Origin of the sequence: Pectobacterium sp. A5351, assembly GCF_028335745.1 — a bacterium.
In the GTDB taxonomy this organism is placed as follows: Bacteria; Pseudomonadota; Gammaproteobacteria; order Enterobacterales; family Enterobacteriaceae; genus Pectobacterium.
Map to the genome: position 1 here is coordinate 1375138 of NZ_CP116477.1, position 23604 is coordinate 1398741.

A 23604-nucleotide genomic window follows, 5' to 3' on the forward strand; every position below is an offset into this window, starting at 1 on the left:
CTCACCATGGCCGGACAGCCAACAGACTCGCCTCTGTTATTAACCGATCCATCATTCGCGTTTAATCAGTATGGGATCGGTGATATCGATCAGATTGGTGAAGAGCTGCATCGCTGCGCTCGGGGTGGATACGCCAGCAGGTAACGGCCAGCGCATCTCTTGCCCCGGTAGCACATAGCCTAAAAAGCCGTCGGTTATCTTTATTCGGCTTCCTTTCCCGCTCTGGTCGGCTGACCAATAGACGTTACTCAGGCGGGCGTGCACTACGCCACGGTTGCGGACATACAGATAGTTTCTCCCCCCCACCGCGCTGATTCGCCAACTGAGTACGGGCAGCGTCGGTTCGGCGTTGGCGCGTCGTTTCTCTGGCCGACTATGCGTCCAGACGCCTTCACCATCAAGAAACAGAGGCAGCAGATAGCGCATCTGGAATTGCAGCCCCATCTGCGGAGCATTTTGTTGATAGGGCGCGGAAATCTCATCAACGATGATGCGGTAAGCCTGTTCGGTATTGGTGGGGGCTGAGTTGACGCGAATCAGGCGCACCATATTGCGTTTACCCGGTTCCAGCGTCATGAACGGCGGTGTAGCAATCACATTACTTTGTTCGGCATAACGATCCTGAAAGTCTATTTGCTTCCAGGACATGATGCGGATTTGCAAACCGACGGGCGCATTGCCTTTGTTTTCCAGCCACAGCGCTGAGCTGTTCTCATCGGCTTCAATCACCTGATAAATCGGCCACACGAGGATAGAGCTGGCGGCAAAGCAAAACGCGCTGAAACCGCTTAATAAAAAGGCCATTGCCCGAATAAAAAATGTCATTTTCCTCTTCACCCTGTTGTGTTTTTAATAAGTCAGGCTGACGGTCACGTTATCGGTATAAACCCCTGCGGGAGGCAGAGGCGTGCCGCCAAAATAGCGGGCATAGACGGTATAGGTCTGGGTTGTGGCGGGAAAGGAGACAATACTGAGCGCCAGACTTCCCGTTCCCCACACCTGCGTGCGTGCAGCATCGTGGTAAAGCTGATAGGCCAACAGACGTGTTCCTGCTGCATTTTTCAGATAACGCTGTGCGCTGCTACCGCCATTGGCACCGTAGCTCAGTTCAATGGTGGCGCTTGTGCCTGGTGTGCAGGTGGCAACAATCGAGCCGCCGCCGCTCGTGCTGGCGACATCCACGTTGGTCGCCGTGGCGCTGCGCGTTCCGAAGTCAAGCGTGCCCATATTGGGCTGACTATTTGCCGTGCTAGTGCCAAAAACACAGCCTCTTTGTATCGTTGCCGTGACATCGAATGTGCTGCTAACGGTGAGCGCCATCGCCACCGTGGGGATGATGGAGGCGGACAGCAGAAATGAAAAAATTAATGCCGATGGAAAACGCATCGCAATACCAATGGTTACCGGGCCTGAATGGCGATGTGCAACACACCCAACGCAAGGGTGAACGGCAGAGTGCAGTCAGTAAACGCGATAACGCGTATAAGGCGTGGTGACATAACGGCTCCTTTTCTTGCGGATCAATTTCTTGTGGATCAATGATCCTAAAAAGGCCGACATGTGAGCGTGCCGGCCTGTAAAAATTACCATTCGATAGTTGCAGTGACGGTGTCGGTATAAGACCCAGCAGTAGGTGCCAGAACGGTCTGATCTGACGGCTGAATACGCGCATAAATCGGAACCATTTGCGGGTTGCCCGTTGCCACAATGGCAATGCCGGTGGTACTACTCAGCGGTATTTCAGTGGTGCGGGTTGAGTCGCTATATAAACGGTAAGGGACATTATACGTTCCTGTACCCGGTGCCAGCCTGCGTAGCGAGGCGGTGGCGTTTGCACCTGCACCTATCTTTAATGATGCGGGGGTGCCTACAGAGCAACTGACCGTAATTCCGTTGCCCCCGATGCTGGTTGCCTGACTATCTATCGCGGTAGTCAGATCGGAGTGGGAGCCAAAGTCTATTGTTCCCCATGTGGTACCTGCGCCTCCCCCGTTGTTGACCGTGCAGGCGGCGGTAATGGTAAGTGATACTGGAATCTGACCATTAATCGTCACGCTGCTGGCTGTGGGGGATAGGCCGAATGTGGTGAATAGTGTCGCCAGAATAGATAATGTGATACGTTTAGAATTCATAACGATTCCTTTATAGGTCTCTCACTTATTTTCATCGAAAGTGTCTTCACGAAAGTACCGTGGTTTCCGTGAAAACTGCTCGTCATGGGTGACTATTACGAAAAAAATCATAACGAGTCGTTTGAATCAGTACGGGTATTTATAGGGCATAGTTTCGACATGTTTGGGAAAATGCAAAAGAGATATTCTTTTTCCTGACAGCCTAAACCATAGACACAAAATATCGCACTGCTGAAATATATATCACTACTATTTTCAGTGCTTTCCGTATGGTGAAAATAATCTACAAAGAAATGTATTACTGTTTTTTCTTCCATGGTGTGAATAATGGCGGGCATATAAATAAAAGAGAGGTTCTTCGGACTTTATCCTGAATTGCACATTCGTCCATAAATATACCCGTCATACTTCAAGCTGCTTGTGCGTTGGCCGCCCTTACTCACCCCAGTCACTTACCTGTGTAAGCTCCTGGGGATTCGCTCGGTTGCCGCCTTCACGCCACTCGAATTATTTAGGGTATAGAAGAGCAATCTATTTTTATTATATGACGTTATATTCTGTGTAATGACCTTATTTATATAAAACGAATAGTAAAAACGCTATTTAAGATAAAGATAGAAGTAGAGTGGTTTTTTAACAATATCACAAAATTAATATGTGTTAAAAAGGTGTAAAAAATTGACTTTTTTTATTTTTTTGGTTTTTTATGCTGATTTGTTTTTGTTTTTTGAATTCTATATCTTATTTATTCGTTTTATTGTAATTGATTATAATGACCATTTTAAAATTATGGTCATTTTCTTCGGATGGGGAATGATCTCTCAAATGTCTTTAAATATTTTATTTATCAATATTTTATTGAGAAAAGCCGAAAGCTGAGTGCGCCTTCTGATTTTATCGATTCATAATGATAATTGACTCTTTGGCGACGGATCGGCTAAAAACGCGGCATTGAGGTGGTTAATTTTGCAACAGTATTCGGTCGTATTTTGTCTGACTACGGTTGGTTGCCTGTGGTAAGAGGCGGCGAGGATGCGTTTTTCTACCGAAACCTGATCTCAGGCGAGTTTACATAGCGAGAAACTCAGGTAACCTACAGCAAGACACTATACCTTATATGGCTTATGTTACGGGCATGCCCAATTGCAGAAAAGCCAATCCTCATACCGACAGGGTTATGAGGATATACCATATATTTCATTAACATAGCGGTGTGATATGCAAGTGTTGATAATGCGTCATGGTGATGCGGTACTTGATGCAGCGAGTGATGCCGTTCGGCCACTGAGCGACGCTGGTCGCGATGAATCTCGCCAGATGGCGTATTGGTTGAACGAGAGAAATATTGATATTGAGCGCGTTTTGGTGAGTCCTTATTTGCGCGCCCAGCAAACGCTCGACGTGGTGAAGAATGTTCTGCCGCTGCCGGAAGAAGCGGATTGCTTAAATGAACTGACGCCCGGCGGAGATGCCCAGCTTGTCGGTTATTATCTGCAAACGCTGGCGCGAGAGGGGGTGGGGGCGGTTCTGGTTGTTTCGCATCTGCCGCTGGTGGGCTACCTGGTCGCCGAATTATGCCGAAATGAAACGGCTCCGATGTTCGCCACGTCCGCTGTCGCCTGTGTGCTGGTGGAGGCGGAATCGGGCAATGGTGTTCTGCACTGGCAAGTCAGTCCGGCACAGCTGACCGCAAAACCCTGATACGACTAACACCGAACGCCTGAATTCATACGGTATGAGGCGTGTAACGAATTTACACGCCTCATCGTTCGTTGACAAAGGACTGGGTTACTCAAGCGAAGGTGCCTCCAGTGCGACCAACACCAGCAGCGCGGCATTCCCCCCAAACTCTTTCGGTGCCTGATGAAAAGCCAGCACGTCAGGGTGCTGCGCCAGCCAGAGCGGCGTTTGCTGTTTCAGTATATGTTTGCCGTGCCCGTGCATCACGCAGGCGCAGTAAACGTGCTCCCGTCGGCAGGCCGCCAGCAGTGCACCCAATTCCTGTTTCGCCTGAAGCTGCGTCAAACCGTGCAGATCCAAAAACAGCTCCGGTGAATAGTCTCCCCGGCGGAGTTTCTTCAATTCATAGTGGCTGGCACCGGGGCGGACATAGCGCGTCGGGCCTTCTGCATCCAATTGGGGCTGAAATTCATCCGAAAAATAGAAACTGGCATCAACCTGCTCCTGCAATGCCCGTTTTGCCGGTAATTCGCCTATTTTCCTGCGCAGCGGTTTGTGGGTATAGGTATCCTGACGCAACTTTTTTGTGCCAGTGATTGACGTGCGAAAAAGCTGTAATTCGTCGTCATTCAGCGAATATTTATTACTCATATTTCATTCATCTTGCGTCAACATTCGATCAGTTTACCTTGTCTGCCTGCTGTCGCTAAATAAAAGTCTGTATCGGGGCGCGTTCAGTCGGTTATATCTGCTGATTTGTCGCGGGCTTCATGGCAAACTAAGCGCCAATTTCCCGTTCAGAACTGTCTGCGGAGGACACCCTTGGACAAAATTTTCGTCGATGAGGCCGTCAGTGAACTTCATACCATTCAGGATATGTTGCGCTGGGCTGTCAGCCGGTTTAACGCAGCCAACGTCTATTACGGTCACGGGACGGATAATCCCTGGGATGAAGCCATACAGCTGGTATTGCCTGGCCTGTATTTGCCGCTCGATATTCCTGAAGATATGTACACGTCCCGTTTGATCACCAGTGAGCGGCAGCGCATTGTGGAACGCGTGATTCGCCGCGTCAATGAGCGTATTCCTGTCGCTTATCTGACTAACAAGGCCTGGTTCTGCGGTCTGGAATTCTACGTTGACGAACGCGTGCTGGTGCCGCGCTCTCCTATCGGTGAATTGATCAATAACTATTTCGATGAGCAGTTGCCAACTGCGCCAAATCACATTCTGGATCTGTGTACGGGCAGCGGGTGTATTGCGATTGCCTGCGCGCAGGCATTCCCCGAAGCGGAAGTTGACGCTGTGGATATCTCCGGCGATGCGCTGGCGGTAACCGAGCAGAATATTCAGCAGCACGGTCTGGAATACCGCGTGACGCCAATCCGATCCGACCTGTTCTGCGATTTACCGGCGATTCGCTATGATCTGATCGTGACCAATCCACCGTATGTGGATGAAGAAGATATGTCCGATCTGCCGCAGGAATTCCGCTTCGAACCTGAACTGGGGTTGGCAGCGGGCAACGACGGTCTGGATTTGGTGCGGCGTATTCTGGCCTGTGCGCCAGACTATCTTAGCGACGACGGCGTGCTGATTTGCGAAGTGGGTAACAGCATGGTGCACCTGATCGATCAATACCCAGAAATCCCGTTCACCTGGCTGGAGTTTGATAACGGCGGTGACGGCGTGTTTATGCTAACGCGATCACAGCTGGTTGATTGCAAAGATCATTTTAGCGCTTACCGTGATTAAACGGTCATAACGATATTCATTAGTCTTACCGTTTATACTCTAAATAATTCGAGTTGCGTGAAGGCGGCAACCGTACGAATCCCCAGGAGCTTACACAGGTAAGTGACTGGGGTGAGTAAGGGCAGCCAACGTACAAGCAGCTTGAAGTATGACGAGTTTAGGCGGTAAGGCAGAAACAGAACACATGCGAAGGAGTTGTGATGGCAGGCAACAGTATTGGGCAATTTTTCCGCGTCACTACATTTGGTGAATCCCACGGTATTGCCCTGGGGTGTATTGTTGATGGCGTACCGCCGGGGATCCCGCTGACGGAAGCGGATCTGCAACACGATTTGGATCGCCGCCGTCCGGGAACATCCCGCTATACGACGCAGCGCCGTGAGCCCGATCAGGTTAAAATTCTGTCCGGCGTTTTTGAAGGTGTGACCACAGGGACCAGCATAGGTCTGCTGATTGAAAACACCGATCAGCGTTCTCAGGACTACAGCGCGATTAAAGATGTTTTTCGCCCCGGTCACGCCGACTACACCTATGAACAAAAATATGGCCTGCGCGATTATCGCGGCGGCGGTCGCTCTTCCGCGCGCGAAACCGCGATGCGTGTTGCCGCAGGGGCGATTGCGAAGAAATACCTGCAACAGCAATACGGTGTGAAGGTGCGCGGCTATCTGTCGCAGATTGGTGATGTTACCTGCGAGCTGAAAGATTGGGAGCAGGTGGAGCAAAACCCGTTCTTTTGCCCGGATGTCGATAAGCTGGACGCCCTGGATGAACTGATGCGTGCGCTCAAAAAAGAGGGCGATTCCATTGGTGCGAGGGTGAGCGTCGTGGCGGAATCTGTCCCCGCCGGATTAGGTGAGCCAGTGTTTGATCGTCTTGATGCCGATCTGGCCCATGCGTTGATGAGCATCAATGCCGTGAAAGGCGTCGAAATTGGCGATGGTTTTGCGGTTGTAACCAAACGCGGCAGCGAAAACCGTGATGAAATCACGCCGGACGGTTTCCAGAGCAACCACGCTGGCGGCATTTTAGGCGGGATCAGCAGCGGTCAGCACATCGTCGCGCATCTGGCGTTAAAGCCGACCTCCAGCATTATGGTGCCGGGGAAAACGATCAACCGTCAGGGTGAAGCGACTGAAATGGTCACGCGCGGCCGTCACGATCCCTGTGTGGGTATTCGTGCAGTGCCGATTGCCGAAGCCATGATGGCGATTGTGTTAATGGATCACCTGCTGCGCCAACGCGCACAGTGTGGGGATGTGAACAGTCAGGTTCCTCGCTGGTAAAACATAATGAAACAAGGGTTAATCGGGGTTCTCGCGCTGGCGCTGAGTGCGCCGCTGTGGTCGAACGCCGCGTGGGCGAAAACGCCCTGGCAGGAGATCACGCATCCGGTTGCGGGCACGCCGCAGTCGATTGGGAGTTTTTCCAATGGCTGTATCATCGGTGCCCAGCCGCTGCCGTTGCAGTCGCTGGATTATCAGGTGATGCGTGTCGATCAGCGCCGCTATTTCGGTCACCCCGATCTGCTGGCGTTTATTCACCGCCTGAGTAACGAGGTGAAGCGTACGACCTCGGGTAATGTGCTGGTGGGGGATATGGGGATGCCCGTCGGTGGACGTTTCAGCAGCGGCCACGCCAGTCACCAATCCGGGCTGGATGTGGACATCTGGCTGCAATTGCCCAGACAGCGCTGGAGCGAGCAGCAGTTGCTGAAGCCGCAGCCTATCGATTTGGTGAATGCCAGCGGGCTGAGTGTTAATTCGCGCGTCTGGCGACCAGAAATCACGACCCTGATCAAAACCGCCGCGCTGGATAGCGATGTGACGCGTATCTTCGTCAATCCGGCGATTAAAAAACAGTTGTGTGCTGAAGCCGGACACGATCGTGACTGGTTGCGTAAAGTTCGCCCCTGGTTTGCACACCGTGCGCACATGCACGTGCGTTTACGCTGCCCGGCAGACAGCCTGGAGTGTCAGGAACAAAGCGATCCGCCACTCGGTGATGGATGCGGTGCCGAATTAACCAGTTGGTTCCAACCGAAACAGCCTAGTAGCGAAGCACCGGACAAGACTACACCGCCGCCGTTGCCTCCTTCTTGTCAGGCATTGCTCGACAAACATTTTGCCGCGAGATAACAAATAACGATGGATTGGTTAGTGCTTGGGCCAGAAACGCTGGCCGTGCTGTTTTTTGTCGGGGCGTTGGCAGGGTTTATTGATTCGATTGCGGGTGGCGGCGGTTTGTTAACGATACCTGCCCTGCTGGCGGCGGGGTTATCCCCGGCGCAGGCGCTGGCAACGAATAAACTTCAGGCCGTCGGCGGATCCTTTTCCGCCAGCCTGTATTTCATTCGTCGTCGTGCGGTGAATCTGGGCGAGCAGAAACTGGCGATTGCGCTGACGTTTGCGGGGTCGACCTTTGGTGCCTGGCTGATCCAGCAAATTCATGCCGATTTTCTGCGCCAGCTGCTGCCGGTGCTGATCATTGGCATCGGCCTCTACTTTTTATTAACGCCAAAAATAGGCGATGAAGATCGGCAGCGTCGCCTGTCGCCACTTCCGTTTGCGATTCTGGCAGGCGGCTGCGTCGGCTTTTATGACGGTTTCTTTGGCCCCGGTGCGGGGTCATTTTATGCGCTGGCGTTTGTTACCTTGTATGGCTTCAATCTGGCTAAAGCGACAGCGAATGCCAAGATCCTGAACTTTACCTCCAACTTCGGCGGGCTACTGTTTTTTATGCTGGGCGGTCAGGTTGTTTGGGTTGTTGGCGGTGTCATGCTGGCAGGGCAGATTATTGGGGCGCGACTCGGTGCCAGAATGGTGATGACGAAAGGGCAAAAGCTGATTCGTCCTATGCTGGTGCTGGTTTCCGCCACCATGAGCGGCAAGCTGATTTATGACAGCCACGGTCACGCGATTGCTGTCTGGCTGGGACAGTTTTTATGATAACAATTTTATGATAACAACAGATAACATGACAACGACGCACCATTATCAACAACTGATTGATATTTTTAATGATTGCTTTGGCGATGAATACAATACTCGCCTGGTAAAAGGCGACGATGAGCCGATTTACCTGCCAGCGGATAATGACATCCCGTATCACCGGATTGTGTTTGCTCACGGTTTTTATGCCAGTGCGCTGCACGAGATTTCTCACTGGTGTATTGCCGGCGCCCAGCGGCGCTTGCAGGTTGATTTCGGCTACTGGTACTGCCCTGATGGTCGCGATGCGGCGACGCAAAGTCAGTTTGAGGGAGTGGAAATCAAACCCCAGGCTTTCGACTGGCTGTTCTGCGTCGCCGCAGGCTTTCCGTTTAACGTCAGTTGCGACAACCTGAACGGCGACTGCGAACCGGACCGCATTGATTTTCAGCGGCGTGTGCATGCGCAGGTGATGCAGTATCTGGAAGAGGGTATTCCCGCTCGTCCGGCATGCTTTATTCGCGCATTACAATCGTTTTACAATACGCCCCCGCTGACGGCGGCGAGCTTCCCGTATCCAGCCGATCTGTGATGCACGGGAAATGCAAAAACTTGAGGATAAGACATGATCGCAGAATTTGAAACGCGCATTCTGGCGCTGATTGATGACATGGTAGAGCATGCCAGCGACGACGAACTGTTTGCCGGCGGCTACTTGCGCGGTCATCTGACGGTGTCGGTGGCAGAGACAGAAGAGCACGGGGAACAGACGCTGGAAGCCCTGCACGCGCGCGTGAGCGACAGTATTAAGCATGCTATTAAAAACGGTGAACTGTCGCCACCGGATCAGGTACTGGTTAACGGAATGTGGGAACGTTTGTTCCAGCAGGCACAGAATAGTACCCACTGATTTTCATATGGGCTAATCGTTAATCTGTCAGTGCTGGCTTTACGTGCTCGTGTCGTCGAGCCAGCACATTTTCTTTCCCATTAATCCTGAGCGACGGGTTTGCCTTTCAGCAGTTTTCTTATCCAGAAACGATTCGGATTGAGCGCGGCGAGCGTATTGCGATCCAGCGGCAGTGGTTCACCATAGACCTGAGAAGCCAGAATTTCCGCGGCGAGCGGAGCGGAGCAGAGCCCGCGTGAGCCTAACGCACCGATAATAAACAGATCCTGCCAGTAAGGCGCGTTTGGGACCACATCGGCACGGTGCTGGGGATGCAGTCGTTCTTCATATTCTGCCAGCGTTTGTTCGTAGTCCGGCACGGCCCCTAAGAGCGGCAGATGATCGCGTAGCGCACAGCGTACGCCCTGACGCGCTTGTGCATTGCTGACATCGATCGCCTTGATCCACTCTGCGTTGGGCAAGCAATTCAGCAGCCGTTGGCGGTTCTCTTGCTGCTCGGCTTCCCGATAATCACAGCGCGTGTCTCCCCGCACATAGCTTGCCCCGATGCAGTGCGTTTGATGACGTGGGCTAACCGGCGTCAGATAGCCGTCGTAGCACAGCACCTGTTTGAGCTGCCCTAGCACGGGGTTGGTGGGACTATGGCTGACCTGTCCGCGCACGGCGTAGGCGGGCAAATGGCGGGTTTGTGGCCAGTCAGTGATGCGATAACCGTTCGCCAGTACCACGACCGAATGATGTACCTTCTGGCCGCTGCTCAGGGTAAGCGCCCAGTCGTTGTCCGTTTTCTTCAGTGCGGAAACGGCAGTATTCATCTGTACCGACAGGCCGTTTTGCTCTGCCAGCTTCAGTGCAGAAGCCGTCAACTCCGCCGGGCACAGCCAGCCACCGTCGGGATAGGTGATGCCGTCTACGCCGGGATTCAGGCCGCTCTGTTTTTCCAGTTGTTGCGCGTTCACGCTAACGACCAGCGCTTCCGGCCACTTTCCTTGCAGAATCTGCTCGATCTTACGCGCGCTTTTTTCATCCCAAGCAAGCTGGCTGACGCCACACCACTGGTGCTCAAATGCCAGACCCTGCTGCGCCAGTGCCGTATAGCTGCGGCGGGCAAAGTCAAAAGCAAGGGAGAAAAAGCGGGATACCGCATCGTGCCGGTTATTCAGCAGAGGATACAGCGCCCCCTGACGATTGCCGGAAGCGCCCGTGGCCGGCTGTGCTTCCTCGCAATAAAGCGTGACGTTTGCGCCGCGTCGTTGCAGAGCAAGGGCTGTCAGTACGCTGGCAATGCCGCCGCCGATAATCGCAATATCGTCAGTCGTACTGGCCGCAGGGCGCGCATACCACGGCGTTGGCGATGTTACGGGAAGCGTGTCGGGAAGGATACCGCGCAGCATCTCGCGTTTCTGCCCGAATCCTTTGATTTTGCTGACCTTAAACCCCGCCTGTTGCAGGCCGCGACGCACAAAGCCTGCGGCGGTAAAGGTGGCGAACGTGCCTTCTTTACGGCACAGACGAGCCATTGCCTGAAACAGATTCTCTGTCCACATGTCCGGGTTCTTGGACGGCGCGAAGCCATCCAGAAACCAGGCGTCGACCTGATGGTTCTGAGTATCATCCAGCTCAGGCAGTAAGACGTTAACGTCACCGAACCACAAATCGAGCGTGATAGTACCCTGCGCCAGTATCAGACGGTGGCAGCCCGGCAGCGGTAGCGGCCATTGCTCACGCAGTTCATCTGCGAACGCTGCCAGTTCCGGCCATTGGGCGTGCGCGGCAGCCAGATCGTGACGCCGCAGGGGGAATTTCTCGAAGCTAATGAAATGCAGGTGGCGTAATGTCGCCTGCAGCTGCTGTTGGCGAAACGCGGCAAAGGCTTGCCACAACGTGAGAAAATTCAGGCCAGTGCCAAAGCCGGTTTCTGCTACCACGCACGCAGTGCGCGGGTGCGTGGAAAAACGCTCAGGAAACTGATTGCCTTTTAAAAACACATAACGGGTTTCAGCCAGCCCATCCTGATTCGAAAAATAGACGTCATCAAACTGTTGCGATACAGGTGTACCCTGAGCGTTCCAACTTAACGACGCATGTTGGATGGGAAGATTAGCCACGACAAAAGCTCATTATTCAAGTGATGGCAAGATTTTAACGAGCGGAATATCGTGGCGCAAATTTAGCAATAATTTCTCGATAGTTCGGCTGATCGGACTTGTTCAGCTTACAACTGTACGCTAAAGTGCGAGGCGAAATCCCAAACTCTATAAGTGGAAAAGAGGTATTAAATGAAACGTGCAGTGATTACTGGCCTGGGGATCGTATCAAGCATCGGTAATAACCAGCAGGAAGTTCTGGCATCATTGCGGGAAGGCCGCTCGGGTATTACTTTCTCTCAAGAGCTGAAAGATTCCGGTATGCGTAGTCACGTCTGGGGGAATGTCAAACTGGACACCACTGGCCTCATCGATCGCAAAGTTGTGCGTTTTATGAGTGATGCATCGATTTATGCCTACTTATCTATGGAGCAGGCGATTCAGGATTCCGGGCTGTCCGATGAGGTTTATCAGAATAACCCACGTGTTGGTCTGATTGCCGGTTCCGGCGGCTCTGCGCGCTATCAGGTGTTCGGTGCTGACGCGATGCGTAGCCCGCGTGGCCTGAAAGCCGTTGGCCCTTATGTCGTGACCAAGTCCATGGGTTCAGCGGTATCTGCCTGTCTGGCAACGCCATTTAAAATTCACGGCGTGAACTACTCCATCAGCTCTGCCTGTGCGACTTCTGCACACTGTATCGGTAACGCGGTTGAGCAAATCCAGATGGGCAAGCAGGACATCGTATTCGCCGGCGGTGCTGAAGAGCTGTGCTGGGAACTGGCCTGTGAATTTGACGCCATGGGCGCACTGTCAACCAAGTACAATGAAACCCCAGAAAAAGCATCCCGTACTTATGATGCCGATCGCGATGGTTTCGTGATTGCAGGCGGCGGCGGTATGGTCGTGGTTGAAGAACTGGAACACGCATTGGCGCGTGGCGCACACATCTATGCGGAAGTGGTCGGCTACGGCGCGACGTCTGACGGTGCAGATATGGTTGCCCCATCGGGTGAAGGTGCCGTTCGCTGTATGAAGATGGCGATGCACGGTGTGGATACCCCGATTGATTACCTGAACTCTCACGGTACCTCTACGCCGGTTGGCGATGTGAAGGAACTGGGCGCGATTCGTGAAGTGTTTGGCGACAACTCGCCAGCGATCTCCGCGACGAAAGCGATGACTGGTCACTCTCTGGGTGCCGCAGGCGTTCAGGAAGCCATTTATTCATTGCTGATGCTGGAGCACGGCTTTGTTGCACCGAGCATTAACGTGGAAAATCTGGATGAGCAGGCTGTCGGCCTGAACATCGTGACGACGCCGACGGAGCGTAAACTGACCACGGTGATGTCTAACAGCTTCGGTTTCGGCGGCACCAATGCGACGCTGGTCATGAGAAAGCTCGATAAATAATCGAATTATTCTTCGGCATTATCTCAAATAAATAAAACCCCGCTGGCGCAAGCCGCGGGGTTTTTTGTCGGCGATGGTTTTGTTGAGAGAATGATGAGCGATAAGCCTGCCTTTAACGGGCTTAGCGGTTAGATCAGAACCCAGAGCAAAAATGCCGCCACGCAGGTGCTGACAATCACCAGAAACATCGGCTTATGGAACAGGGATTGCCAACTGAGCGGCAGTGAGGCAATCAGAGGATTAAATAGCGGATGCAGCAACTGTGAGGTTGTCGTCCAATCTGTTTCCTGCGCGCGCTGAATACGCTGTGTAAACAGAAACGTCAGCAGATCGCTGACCTGCATCGGCGTCAGCGGCGTTTGTAATCCGATATTGAAGCGATTCTGTGTGTAATCCATCAGCAAGTGCTGTTCCTGCGCGGTCATGGGCTGTTGTAGCAAAGCCTGTAACGGGGCAAGGTTCGGGGAAAGCAGCGCGTTCTGTGGCGATAGCGACTGTGATGATAGATTCGCTGTGGACGACGGATTCGCGTTAGCAGTATTGGTGGTGCTGGCTGTCAGCGGTTCTGACGCTGCACCTGCATTTGTTGATGTTCCCTGCTGCGCCGGCGGGGTGGCGCGCAGCAGCGTCTGCGTCTGTTGCAGCTCAACCTGCGCTTGCAGGAACTGCGTGATCAGCGGCAGATGTTTTAGCGGGATAGCGTCGCCCGGGCTAAGATTCTGCATCATCATCAGATTGTTCAGTACTCTTGCAGGCTGTTCCCCAGTCATAGTCGCTAAGCGGGTGACTAACTGATTCAAGCCGCGCTGTTCCGCAGGAGAGAGCGGACGATCGGGCGAGTTGGCGGCCTGAGCGGTTTGCGATGCTGTGGCTGATGCCGTTGACTGCGGGATTTGCCCGTTTTGCAGCAGCGTTACAACCTGCTGCAACTGCGTTTTATTCAATGCGCTTAGCGTAGTGCTGCCGAACCGTTGCTGGATGAAATCACTGACCGCCTGACGATTATTTCCCTGAGACAGCATATCCGTCAGGCGTTGAAGCAACTGCTGACGCCCGCCGTTATCTTGTGCCTGCGTTAAACGCGTCTGGAGTATTTGCTCGGCAGGCTGGTAGTGGCGGGATTGCAGTTCGCTATTTTCTGCCAGACCTAATCCCTGTTTTACCGTTGTCCAGACTTCTGCGGCCTTTGACGTTGTCAGTGCGGCAACTTTGAGCACCAGATTTTCCAGCGTTGTCCGTTGTGCCAGCGTGAGCGGCCGATCGCCGTTGGCTGAACCCGTGGTATTCGAGGCGGATGAAGCCAAAGATGCAGTTGTCGGCGTAACCGGACGTTCGCCGGGCAGCGGGGCACCTGGGCCGCTTACAGGTTGCATATCGGTTATCCTCACTGCCGTCATGATTGAGATGAATCATAGCAATCTCCTGTGACGGCCGATAGTCATGCATCGCGTAAAACACACGAATATCATGGTGGGCGCTTAGGAGGGACGTCCTAGCGGGGTGCGCAAACGTTGGGCGAGGATAACACCGAGTAGCGTGATACCACCGCCAACCAGATGATAGTGATGCAACGGTTCATTCAGCAAGCCAATCGCAATCATCGTCGTAAAGATCGGCGTCAGATTCATAAAGATGGCGGTCTTGTTGGCTCCCAGGCGCATCACCCCCCTGAATCCACAGAAAAGGCGCGATGATTGAAGCCATGATGCCAGCGAAAATCACTAACGACAGATTTTGACCGTTGAGTTGCACATTGTCCGTCAGCAGGAAATTGGGTACCAGTAACACCACACCAAAGGCAATCTGCACATAGAGCGAAACCCAATTGGGCAGCGGGATGTGCCAGCGTTTGGTTAATACGCCATAAAGCGCATAGGACAATGAGGCACAAAACATCATGAATTCACCGGGGCCGATGCCCTGCACCAGAATCTGTTCAGGATGTCCCGCACCGATCAGCCAGACAATCCCCGCCATCGACAGCAGGCTACCGAGTAGGACTCCGAGTGTGGGAGCCAAACGAAGCAAAGGGATGCTGAGTACAACGGTGAGAAGTGGCACTAATGAGCCCATGATTCCCATCATCACTGCGCTGATAGTGTGTGCTGCGTAGTAGGCCAGGCTTTGATACAACACCATGCCGAGCAACCCCAGCACCAGCAGCTTCCAGGCATGTTGGCGAATGGCCGCCGCATGATGGCGCAGGGTTGGCAGCATGAACGGCGTCATGACGAGGAATGCCAGTAGCCAGCGATAAAACGAGATGGCGGCCGGATCGATAACGTTCGCAGAGAGTTTGTTAACGATGACGTTAATTGACCAGATCAGGACGGCAATAGTGGGAAATAGGGCGTTCAACGTTGGGTCTCTCATCGCAGACCAGACGGAAAACGTACCTATTGCCAGTCTGGTCGATAAAAATGGGGCAAGTGTGACATTGGCAAACAACATAACAGAGCCACGTGGCGGCTATCAACCTTGTATGGCGATCGGCTGTTTATGACTCCTCTCTTGTAAGGCCTTCATTGATGTGAACTGATAGTGTAAAGACGTCGTGTCGTAATTGCCTTGGGTTTCTGCACCATTCGGTGGCAAAATATCTCCCCGCTTTTTTTGGCTGGCTACCGATGTCGGAGAAGACAATGAAGATTCTGGTTGATGAGAACATGCCGTATGCCCGCGAGCTTTTTAGCCGTCTGGGTGAGGTGCAAGCCGTGCCGGGACGCCCTTTGCCACGTGATTTACTGGCAGATGCGGATGCGCTGATGGTGCGTTCGGTCACGAAGGTGAACGCAGATCTGCTGTCGGGTACGGCGGTGAAATTTGTCGGCAGTGCGACGGCAGGCACCGACCATGTTGATGATGTCTGGCTTAACGACAACGGTATCGCATTTTCTGCTGCGCCCGGCTGCAATGCCATCGCGGTGGTGGAGTACGTGTTTTCTTCTTTGCTGATGCTGGCCGAGCGTGATGGCTTCCAACTGCGTGATAAAACCGTCGGGATTGTCGGCGTGGGGAACGTTGGCAGACGCCTGGATGCGCGTCTGAAAGCCTGGGGCGTGAAAACGCTGCTGTGCGATCCGCCGCGTGCCGATCGCGGTGATGCAGGCGATTTTCTGCCGCTAGAAACGCTGGTGCGCGATGCTGACATTCTGACGCTGCACACGCCGTTGTATCTCGATGGCCCATACCGTACCCATCATTTGGTTGATGCCAGCGTGCTGGATGCGTTTGCGGACGGGCGTATTTTGATTAATGCCTGCCGCGGCCCGGTGGTGGACAATGCGGCACTGCTTGAGGCGTTGCAGCGGGGTAAAAAACTCAGCGTCATTCTTGACGTATGGGAGCCTGAGCCCGAGTTATCAACCGATCTGCTGGCGCGAGTCGATATTGGTACGGCGCATATCGCCGGTTATACGCTGGAAGGGAAGGCGCGCGGCACTACGCAGGTTTTTGAAGCCTGGAGCGAGTTTATCGGAACCCCTCAGCAGGTGGCGCTTTCGTCGCTTTTGCCTGAGCCAGAGTTTGCCGAAGTGACTCTGACCGTACCGCTGGATGAGGCGCTGCTAAAACGTCTGGTGCATCTGGTGTATGATGTGCGCCGGGACGATGCACTGTTGCGCCACGTTGCGCATCAGGAAGGCGAGTTCGATCGCCTGCGCAAACATTATCAGGAACGACGCGAATGGTCGTCACTCCATGTTATCTGCGCCGATGCTGACAGCGCAGATTGCCTGAACGCGCTGGGGTTCACGGCGTCAGTGCGGGGCGCACGCTAACGGCGTTTCGCGCGAGCATCACTTTTTTTATTCATGAACTGACAGACGGCGTCGCTATCGTCTGTCGGTTCCATTTATGATTTGTGTTTCATTCAAAATTTGGGAGAGAACCAAATGTCTGACGGCTGGAATATTGCTCTACTGGGCGCAACGGGCGCAGTAGGCACGGCGTTACTGGAATTATTGCAGGAACGTGAATTCCCGGTGGGTGAACTGTATCCGCTGGCCAGCGAACGTAGCGCGGGTGAAACCATACGTTTTAACGGAAAATCCTGTCTGGTCACCGATGTGGCTGATTTTGACTGGTCACAGGTGCAATTGGCGTTTTTTGTCGCCAGTCAGGATGCCAGCGCTCGCTACGCAGAAGAGGCGGGAAATGCAGGTTGCCTGGTTATCGACAGCAGTGGTTTGTTTGCTCTGGAACCGGATGTGCCACTGGTGGTGCCCGGCGTGAATACGCATACATTGGCGGATTATCGTAACCGCAATATCGTTGCGGTGGCAGACAGTCTGACCAGCCAACTGTTGACGGCGATTAAACCGTTGACCGATGCCGCGGGGCTTTCGCGCCTGCACGTTGTCAATATGTTGTCGGTTTCCGCACTCGGTAAAGCGGCGATAGACGATCTGGCTGGGCAAAGTGCCCGTCTGCTGAATGGTATTCCGCCTGAGGCAGGGCTTTTCCCGAAACAGTTGGCATTCAATCTGTTGCCTTTACTGCCTGATGATGCGGGCAGCGTGCGTGAAGAGCGCGTTCTGGTCGATCAGGTGCGTAAAGTCTTGCAGGATGAAGGATTGCCGATTTCAGTGACCTGCATTCAGTCTCCTGTGTTCTATGGTCATGCGCAGGTTGTTCATCTTGAATCACTGCGTCCGCTGTCTGCGGAAGAAGCGCGTGACGAATTGCTGAATGCCGGGAATATTGAGGTAAGCGACGAGCAGGATTACCCGACGCAGGTTGGCGATGCGTCCGGCAATGGGCAACTGAGCGTCGGCTGTCTGCGTAATGATTACGGTATTCCTGAGCTACTGCAATTCTGGTCGGTCGCTGATAACGCTCGCTTTGGCGGCGCGCTGATGGCGGTGGAAACGGCAGAATGTCTGGTGCAGGAGTATCTCGGGTAATGTCGGAAACCACTCAGGCGGAGGCGGTTCAGGCCGACGCCGTTGCGGAAAACGAACGCGCCCTGCTGAAAATCGCGTTGGGCATTGAGTATGACGGTAGCCAGTATTATGGCTGGCAGCGCCAGAGTGATGTCGCTAGCGTGCAGGCTTGTCTTGAAAAGGCGCTGAGCAAAGTCGCGGATGAACCGATAGAGGTGTTTTGTGCCGGCCGAACCGATGCTGGCGTGCACGGTACCGGGCAGGTTGTGCATTTTACTACGCACGCCGTCAGGAAAGACGCGGCCTGGACGATGGGCGTGAATGCGAATTTACCGCCGGATATCGCCGTGCGTTGGGTGAAAACGGTGGACGAGGATTTCCATGCGCGCTTCAGTGCGACGGCACGTCGCTACCGCTATGTCATCTATAATCACCGCTATCGCCCTGCAGTGCTCTCACATGGCATGACGCACTTTTATCATCCGCTGGATGTGGAGCGGATGGAGCGTGCCGGGCAGTGCCTGTTGGGGGAGAATGATTTCACCTCTTTTCGGGCGGTGCAATGCCAGTCGCGCACGCCGTGGCGCTATGTAAATCATTTAAAGGTTACACGTCACGGTGACTATATCGTGGTAGATATTAAGGCCAATGCGTTCGTTCATCATATGGTGCGCAACATTGTTGGTAGCCTGATGGAAGTCGGCTGTGGCAATCGCCCCGAGTCGTGGATTGCAGAGCTGCTGGCGGCCAAAGATCGTACGCTGGCCGCAGCGACGGCCAGAGCAGAAGGGTTGTATTTAGTGGCGGTGGATTACCCGGCGCGTTTTGCCTTGCCACGGCCCACGATGGGGCCGCTCTTTTTGGCGGACTAGTACTTATTGGTGTGATTTACCCGTTTTTTGTCGTATCGCACGCGCCTGTTGACCTACGGCCATCTGACCGCGTGCGGTGCGTATTAAGGACGATGCTGTTTGGCGTGCTATACGCAAGGCAACGCGGGAATTCCGGCTGCCTTGCGTATATCGACCGCGTGCAATCGGTATACACTTTGGGGAGAAGAAGTTGTGATGGAATTTATACAGTTTATTATTGATTTTATTCTGCACATTGATGTGCATCTGGCGGAACTGGTGGCGCAATATGGTGTCTGGGTTTATGCCATTTTGTTCCTGATTTTGTTCTGTGAGACCGGGCTGGTGGTGACACCGTTTCTGCCGGGCGATTCGTTGCTGTTTGTTGCAGGGGCGCTGGCGGCGCTGCCGTCGAACGATCTGAATGTACACACGATGGTGTTCCTGATGATTGTTGCCGCGATTACGGGCGATGCAGTGAACTACACGATTGGACGACTGTTCGGTGAGAAGCTGTTTAGCAACCCGAACTCGAAGATTTTCCGCCGCAGCTATCTGGATAAAACGCATGCGTTTTACGAGCGTCACGGCGGTAAGACGATAATTCTGGCGCGCTTTGTCCCGATTGTGAGAACATTTGCGCCGTTTGTCGCCGGGATGGGGCACATGAGCTATCGGCATTTTGCTGCCTATAATGTCATTGGTGCGCTGCTGTGGGTGCTGTCATTCACCTATGCGGGCTACCTGTTTGGCGATTTGCCGGTCGTGCAGGAAAATTTGAAATTACTGATTGTCGCGATTATTTTCCTCTCTATCCTGCCGGGCATTATTGAGATTGTCCGCCATCGTAGAGCGGCCGCGCGCGGCAATGTGAAATAAGTGAAGTATTTTAACATCCGGTTTGACCAGTTTTTTATCCACAGTACCGGAACGTTATGGTTTAATGGGCAGCATTTATGGTCTGTTCTTGGGAACACCCTGGGTGCCGATGCCTTTGTACCGCGATTGTCGTGCGTCTCAGGCATTTTTTCATTGGCAATGTTGTCAGGGAATAACATGAACAGCGGACTGGCATTTGCCAGGTTCAAGCAGAAAGGTTATCAATGAGCTGGATTGAACGAATTCTTAACAAAAGCAACATCACACCGACCCGTAAAGCGAACATCCCTGAAGGGGTCTGGACAAAATGTGATAGCTGCGGTCAGGTTCTTTATCGTGCCGAGCTGGAGCGTAACCTGGGGGTCTGCCCGAAGTGCGATCACCATATGCGTCTTTCCGCACGTAACCGCCTACAGGCGTTTCTGGATAAAGAAAGCACTGTTGAGCTGGGAAGCGAACTGGAGCCGAAGGATGTCCTGAAATTCCGGGACTCCAAAAAATATAAAGATCGTCTGGTTTCTGCGCAGAAACAGTCCGATGAGAAAGATGCGCTGGTCGTCATGAAAGGCACGCTGTACGGCATGCCGATTGTTGCCGCGTCATTTGAGTTCTCTTTCATGGGCGGTTCAATGGCGTCTGTTGTGGGTGCGCGTTTTGTGCGTGCCGTTGAGCAGGCATTGGAAGACGGCTGTCCACTGGTCTGCTTCTCTGCCAGTGGCGGTGCGCGTATGCAGGAAGCGCTGATGTCGCTGATGCAAATGGCGAAAACCAGTGCGGCGTTGGCAAAAATGCGTGAGCGCGGCTTGCCTTATATCTCCGTGCTGACTGACCCGACGATGGGCGGTGTTTCCGCGAGTCTGGCGATGCTGGGCGATCTGAACATTGCCGAGCCGAAAGCGCTGATCGGTTTTGCCGGTCCACGCGTTATCGAACAAACCGTGCGTGAAAAGCTGCCGCCGGGCTTCCAGCGCAGCGAATTCCTGATTGAAAAAGGGGCGATCGATATGATCGTTCGTCGTCCGGAAATGCGCTACAAGCTGGCCACTATTCTTGCCAAACTGACGAATCATCCAGAACCGGGCAACGATGACGTGGAAATCCGCAGCGATGCGCCGTCTGAATCATCACAGGATGACGCATAATTGACATGATGGGCAGGACGTGTGGTACTCGACCACGTCGTTCTCGACCGAGTAGTAACGCGCACGCTCTGCCCGCAATGAACCGTAAGCCAGTGAACGGGACTCATGGATACTCTTCAAATACCTCAAGCCACGTCACCTTTGGTCACGTGGCTTCATTATCTTGAGCACCTGCACGCTCAGGCCATTGATTTAGGCTTGGATCGCGTTAAGCAGGTTGCTGAACATCTCCAACTGCTCCAGCCTGCCGCAACGATTTTCACCGTCGCGGGGACGAACGGCAAGGGAACCACCTGCTGTACGCTGGAATCCATTCTGCTGGCCGCAGGGCTGCGGGTTGGCGTGTACAGTTCCCCCCATCTTGTTCGCTATACCGAGCGAGTACGTATTCAGGGCAAAGAATTGCCTGAAGCGCTGCATACTCAAGCGTTTGCGGATATCGAAGCCGGAAGAGGGGCGGTATCGCTCACCTACTTTGAATTCGGTACGCTGTCGGCGCTGCAACTCTTTAAGCAGGCGAATCTGGATGTCGTTATTCTGGAAGTCGGGCTAGGCGGGCGGTTGGATGCCACCAACATTGTGGATGCGGATGTCTCCGTGGTGACCAGCATCGCCATCGACCATACCGATTGGTTAGGTAACGATCGGGAAAGCATTGGTCGCGAGAAAGCCGGGATATTCCGGCAGGGTAGACCAGCCGTTGTTGGCGAGCCGGATATGCCGGGAACGATTGCCGACGTTGCCGCGGAGAAAGGGGCGCAGTTGCGCCGTCGTGGTCGCGACTGGGAATATTCAATGCAGCGCGAGACGTGGAGCTGGCAGGATAAACAGCGCGAGCTGTCACGACTGCCGTTACCCAACGTTCCGTTAGCCAATGCCGCAACGGCACTGGCTGCATTGCAGTACTCTTCACTCAACGTGACTGAGGAAGCTATTCGACAAGGCTTGCAGCACGCAGTATTACCCGGTCGTTTTCAGACTGTGCAGGAGTCACCGCGATTGATTCTTGATGTCGCACACAATCCTCATGCAGCAGCGTATTTGGCAAACCGTTTGGCCGGGCTGCCGAAAACCGGAAAAGTGCGGGCTGTCGTTGGCATGCTGTCGGACAAAGACATCGCCGGTACGCTGGCCCACTTAACACCGGTGGTAGATGAATGGTATTGCGCACCGCTGGAAGGGCCGCGTGGCGCAACGGTGCAGCAGATTGCCGAGCACCTGACGCGCAGTCAATCGTTCTCCGATGTTGTTGCCGCCTGGCAGCAGGCGATGTCCGAGGCGACGGAGCAGGATATCGTCATTGTGTGTGGATCTTTTCATACGGTAGCGCATGTGATGGAAGCGCTGGATGAGGAGAAGGCGAATGGCGAGTAAATTTCAGAATCGGCTGGTCGGCACGGTTATTCTGGTCGCGCTGGGCGTGATCGTCTTACCTGGCTTGCTGGACGGTAAGAAGAAGCACTACGAGGACGAGTTTGCGTCGATTCCGCTGATCCCTAAACCGGGTGACAGTAATGAGATGGAATCGCTGCCTGCGCTGAACCCGTCGTTGCCACCGGAAGGGGCGGAGGCGGCGATGCAGAACAATTCGGAAGCCGAAGCCCCTGACGCGAGATCGTCGACAGCTCATTCAACGACAACATCTGAAACCACGACGCAGACGCCGCCATCATCCCATTCTGGCAGTACGTCAGCCATGACGGCCCCGCCAGTGGTGGTTGAGCGTCCACCGGTTCAGACCCCAGCGCCAGTGACGCCAAAGCCTCAGCCAAAACCTGAGGTGAAGCCAGAAGTAAAACCGAAGCCTGAGCCTAAACCGGAACCCAAGCCGGAAGTGAAGCCTGAAACACAGCCGACGCAGCAAGCGCCTGTCGGACAGGCCTACATTGTGCAGCTTGGTGCACTGAAAAATGCAGATAAGGTGAACGAGATTGTCGCCAAATTGCGTCTTTCCGGCTATCGCGCGTATACCGTGCCGTCAACGCCGGTTTCAGGAGAAATTACCCGTATTTACGTGGGGCCAGATGCCTCGAAGCAGAAGCTGGAGTCCTCGTTGGGTGAGCTGAAACAGCTCAGTGGGTTGAGTGGGCAGGTACGTGCGCACGCGGTTCGTTAACGGTCGTTGAATGTGAGAATAACGAGGTAGATGAGTCTGTCGTCGCCACGTAGATAAACAGAAACAGGTCGCGGGGATGAGGCTCATAGGCGTGATGTTTCGCCCCGCACCTGTTTTAAGACGGTTGTTGTTGATTTTGTTGTGCCGACAGTTAATAGACTCAGGCATGGTGTGTTGCTGATTTTTTCGCCTGATTATCTATTGATGAAATCGGCGGAAATACGCTACGCAAACGTTTTCTTTTTCTGTTAGAATGCGCCGCGAACAGGATGACGTAGCGGCTTATCGGTAGCATCGTTCATTATTAGGATAGTTCATGGTTTGGGTTGATTACGTCATTATTGGCATCATCGGATTTTCGGCTCTGGTTAGCCTGATCCGGGGGTTTGTTCGTGAAGCGCTGTCGTTAGTAACTTGGGGATGTGCTTTTTTTGTCGCCAGCCATTACTACGCTTACCTCGCGGTCTACTTCACCCGTTTTGATGATGAGCTGGTGCGTAACGGTATTGCGATTGCCATTCTGTTTGTTGCAACGTTGATTGTGGGGGCTATCGTCAACTATGCGATTAGTTCGCTGGTTGAGCGTACCGGATTATCCGGCACCGATCGCGTTCTGGGCATCTGTTTTGGTGCGCTGCGCGGGGTGCTGATCGTTTCCGCACTGCTATTCTTTCTGGATACTTTCACCGGTTTTTCACAAAGTGATGACTGGAAGCAGTCCCAGTTAATCCCGCAGTTCAGTTATATTATCAGGTGGTTTTTTGACTACCTGCAAAGCACGTCAAGTTTCTTGCCGCAGCATTTACCGCTGCGGTAGCGCTGATGAGGA

General features: G+C 53.5%; 23 protein-coding genes and 1 pseudogene. 17 read left to right on the plus strand and 7 right to left on the minus strand.

Translation table 11 applies throughout. From position 1 onward, the window contains the following. Window positions 1–51 precede the first annotated feature (51 nt). Window positions 52–825 (minus strand): fimbrial biogenesis chaperone, encoded by a 774-nt coding sequence (locus O1Q74_RS06465; protein WP_271877246.1) that lies wholly within the window; start codon window positions 823–825, stop codon window positions 52–54. A gap of 24 nt (window positions 826–849) precedes the next feature. Further along, the gene (locus O1Q74_RS06470) at window positions 850–1386 is read right to left on the minus strand and encodes a Csu type fimbrial protein (RefSeq protein WP_271877248.1); all 537 of its coding nucleotides are present in this window, start codon (window positions 1384–1386) and stop codon (window positions 850–852) included. On the opposite strand from O1Q74_RS06470, the gene O1Q74_RS06475 reads away from it, so the two are divergent. Then, entirely contained in the window at window positions 1356–1496 is a 141-nt protein-coding gene (locus O1Q74_RS06475) for a hypothetical protein (protein WP_271879018.1), read from the plus strand. The two genes, O1Q74_RS06470 and O1Q74_RS06475, sit on opposite strands and share 31 nt — an antisense overlap. A gap of 87 nt (window positions 1497–1583) precedes the next feature. On the opposite strand, the gene O1Q74_RS06480 is transcribed toward O1Q74_RS06475, so the two are convergent. After that, window positions 1584–2132 (minus strand): Csu type fimbrial protein, encoded by a 549-nt coding sequence (locus tag O1Q74_RS06480; protein ID WP_271877251.1) that lies wholly within the window; start codon window positions 2130–2132, stop codon window positions 1584–1586. Window positions 2133–3350: 1218 nt separating this feature from the next. Between O1Q74_RS06480 and sixA the strand changes: the two genes are divergently transcribed. Further along, window positions 3351–3833 carry a phosphohistidine phosphatase SixA gene (gene sixA / locus O1Q74_RS06485; protein WP_271877254.1) on the plus strand — a complete coding sequence of 161 codons (483 nt, stop codon included), beginning with the start codon at window positions 3351–3353 and terminating at the stop codon, window positions 3831–3833. Between the two features lie 87 nt (window positions 3834–3920). Here sixA and smrB read toward each other — a convergent pair whose 3' ends face one another. After that, window positions 3921–4463, minus strand: coding sequence for an endonuclease SmrB (gene smrB / locus O1Q74_RS06490; protein WP_014699114.1), 543 nt, complete (start codon window positions 4461–4463; stop codon window positions 3921–3923). 171 nt (window positions 4464–4634) lie between these two features. On the opposite strand from smrB, the gene prmB reads away from it, so the two are divergent. The 6 genes from prmB to O1Q74_RS06520 all read left to right on the plus strand — a co-directional run bounded on the left by prmB (window position 4635) and on the right by O1Q74_RS06520 (window position 9407). Further along, complete coding sequence (gene prmB, locus O1Q74_RS06495) at window positions 4635–5567, plus strand: 50S ribosomal protein L3 N(5)-glutamine methyltransferase (protein WP_271877259.1); 933 nt, start codon at window positions 4635–4637, stop codon at window positions 5565–5567. A gap of 200 nt (window positions 5568–5767) precedes the next feature. Next, entirely contained in the window at window positions 5768–6853 is a 1086-nt protein-coding gene (gene aroC, locus O1Q74_RS06500; RefSeq protein ID WP_271877262.1) for a chorismate synthase, read from the plus strand. 6 nt (window positions 6854–6859) lie between these two features. Continuing rightward, window positions 6860–7705, plus strand: a complete 846-nt coding sequence (gene mepA, locus O1Q74_RS06505; protein WP_271877264.1) for a penicillin-insensitive murein endopeptidase — start codon at window positions 6860–6862, stop codon at window positions 7703–7705. A gap of 9 nt (window positions 7706–7714) precedes the next feature. Next, window positions 7715–8515 carry a sulfite exporter TauE/SafE family protein gene (locus O1Q74_RS06510; protein ID WP_271877266.1) on the plus strand — a complete coding sequence of 267 codons (801 nt, stop codon included), beginning with the start codon at window positions 7715–7717 and terminating at the stop codon, window positions 8513–8515. A 28-nt stretch (window positions 8516–8543) separates the two neighbouring features. Continuing rightward, on the plus strand, window positions 8544–9089 hold the full coding sequence (locus O1Q74_RS06515) for an elongation factor P hydroxylase (protein WP_271878794.1): 546 nt from the start codon (window positions 8544–8546) through the stop codon (window positions 9087–9089). Window positions 9090–9122: 33 nt separating this feature from the next. After that, window positions 9123–9407 (plus strand): YfcL family protein, encoded by a 285-nt coding sequence (locus tag O1Q74_RS06520; protein ID WP_271877269.1) that lies wholly within the window; start codon window positions 9123–9125, stop codon window positions 9405–9407. Window positions 9408–9487: 80 nt separating this feature from the next. On the opposite strand, the gene mnmC is transcribed toward O1Q74_RS06520, so the two are convergent. After that, a complete protein-coding gene (gene mnmC, locus O1Q74_RS06525) occupies window positions 9488–11515 on the minus strand; it encodes a bifunctional tRNA (5-methylaminomethyl-2-thiouridine)(34)-methyltransferase MnmD/FAD-dependent 5-carboxymethylaminomethyl-2-thiouridine(34) oxidoreductase MnmC (RefSeq protein ID WP_271877272.1) in 2028 nt (675 codons plus the stop codon). Between the two features lie 171 nt (window positions 11516–11686). Here mnmC and fabB point away from each other — a divergent pair, with 171 nt between their 5' ends. Next, complete coding sequence (gene fabB, locus O1Q74_RS06530; RefSeq protein ID WP_271877275.1) at window positions 11687–12904, plus strand: beta-ketoacyl-ACP synthase I; 1218 nt, start codon at window positions 11687–11689, stop codon at window positions 12902–12904. 128 nt (window positions 12905–13032) lie between these two features. Here fabB and flk read toward each other — a convergent pair whose 3' ends face one another. Both flk and O1Q74_RS06540 read right to left on the minus strand, forming a co-directional pair. Further along, entirely contained in the window at window positions 13033–14277 is a 1245-nt protein-coding gene (flk, locus tag O1Q74_RS06535; protein ID WP_271877278.1) for a flagella biosynthesis regulator Flk, read from the minus strand. Between the two features lie 105 nt (window positions 14278–14382). Next, window positions 14383–15277: pseudogene (locus tag O1Q74_RS06540) on the minus strand (DMT family transporter). A 269-nt stretch (window positions 15278–15546) separates the two neighbouring features. On the opposite strand from O1Q74_RS06540, the gene pdxB reads away from it, so the two are divergent. The 8 genes from pdxB to cvpA all read left to right on the plus strand — a co-directional run bounded on the left by pdxB (window position 15547) and on the right by cvpA (window position 23592). Next, window positions 15547–16683: a 4-phosphoerythronate dehydrogenase PdxB gene (gene pdxB, locus O1Q74_RS06545; protein ID WP_271877280.1), complete on the plus strand. Its 1137-nt coding sequence runs from the start codon at window positions 15547–15549 to the stop codon at window positions 16681–16683. Window positions 16684–16797: 114 nt separating this feature from the next. After that, window positions 16798–17808: an aspartate-semialdehyde dehydrogenase gene (locus tag O1Q74_RS06550; protein WP_271877283.1), complete on the plus strand. Its 1011-nt coding sequence runs from the start codon at window positions 16798–16800 to the stop codon at window positions 17806–17808. Next, a complete protein-coding gene (gene truA / locus O1Q74_RS06555; RefSeq protein ID WP_271877285.1) occupies window positions 17808–18659 on the plus strand; it encodes a tRNA pseudouridine(38-40) synthase TruA in 852 nt (283 codons plus the stop codon). Before O1Q74_RS06550 ends, truA begins: the two co-directional genes overlap by 1 nt. A gap of 195 nt (window positions 18660–18854) precedes the next feature. Further along, window positions 18855–19517: a DedA family protein gene (locus tag O1Q74_RS06560; RefSeq protein ID WP_271878796.1), complete on the plus strand. Its 663-nt coding sequence runs from the start codon at window positions 18855–18857 to the stop codon at window positions 19515–19517. A 224-nt stretch (window positions 19518–19741) separates the two neighbouring features. Beyond that, complete coding sequence (gene accD, locus O1Q74_RS06565) at window positions 19742–20659, plus strand: acetyl-CoA carboxylase, carboxyltransferase subunit beta (protein WP_271877287.1); 918 nt, start codon at window positions 19742–19744, stop codon at window positions 20657–20659. Between the two features lie 105 nt (window positions 20660–20764). After that, window positions 20765–22033 carry a bifunctional tetrahydrofolate synthase/dihydrofolate synthase gene (folC, locus tag O1Q74_RS06570; protein WP_271877290.1) on the plus strand — a complete coding sequence of 423 codons (1269 nt, stop codon included), beginning with the start codon at window positions 20765–20767 and terminating at the stop codon, window positions 22031–22033. Continuing rightward, the gene (gene dedD, locus O1Q74_RS06575) at window positions 22023–22775 is read left to right on the plus strand and encodes a cell division protein DedD (protein ID WP_271877293.1); all 753 of its coding nucleotides are present in this window, start codon (window positions 22023–22025) and stop codon (window positions 22773–22775) included. The genes folC and dedD overlap by 11 nt, the downstream gene beginning before the upstream one ends. A gap of 316 nt (window positions 22776–23091) precedes the next feature. Next, complete coding sequence (cvpA, locus tag O1Q74_RS06580; protein ID WP_180741931.1) at window positions 23092–23592, plus strand: colicin V production protein; 501 nt, start codon at window positions 23092–23094, stop codon at window positions 23590–23592. The last annotated feature ends 12 nt before the right edge of the window (window positions 23593–23604 follow it).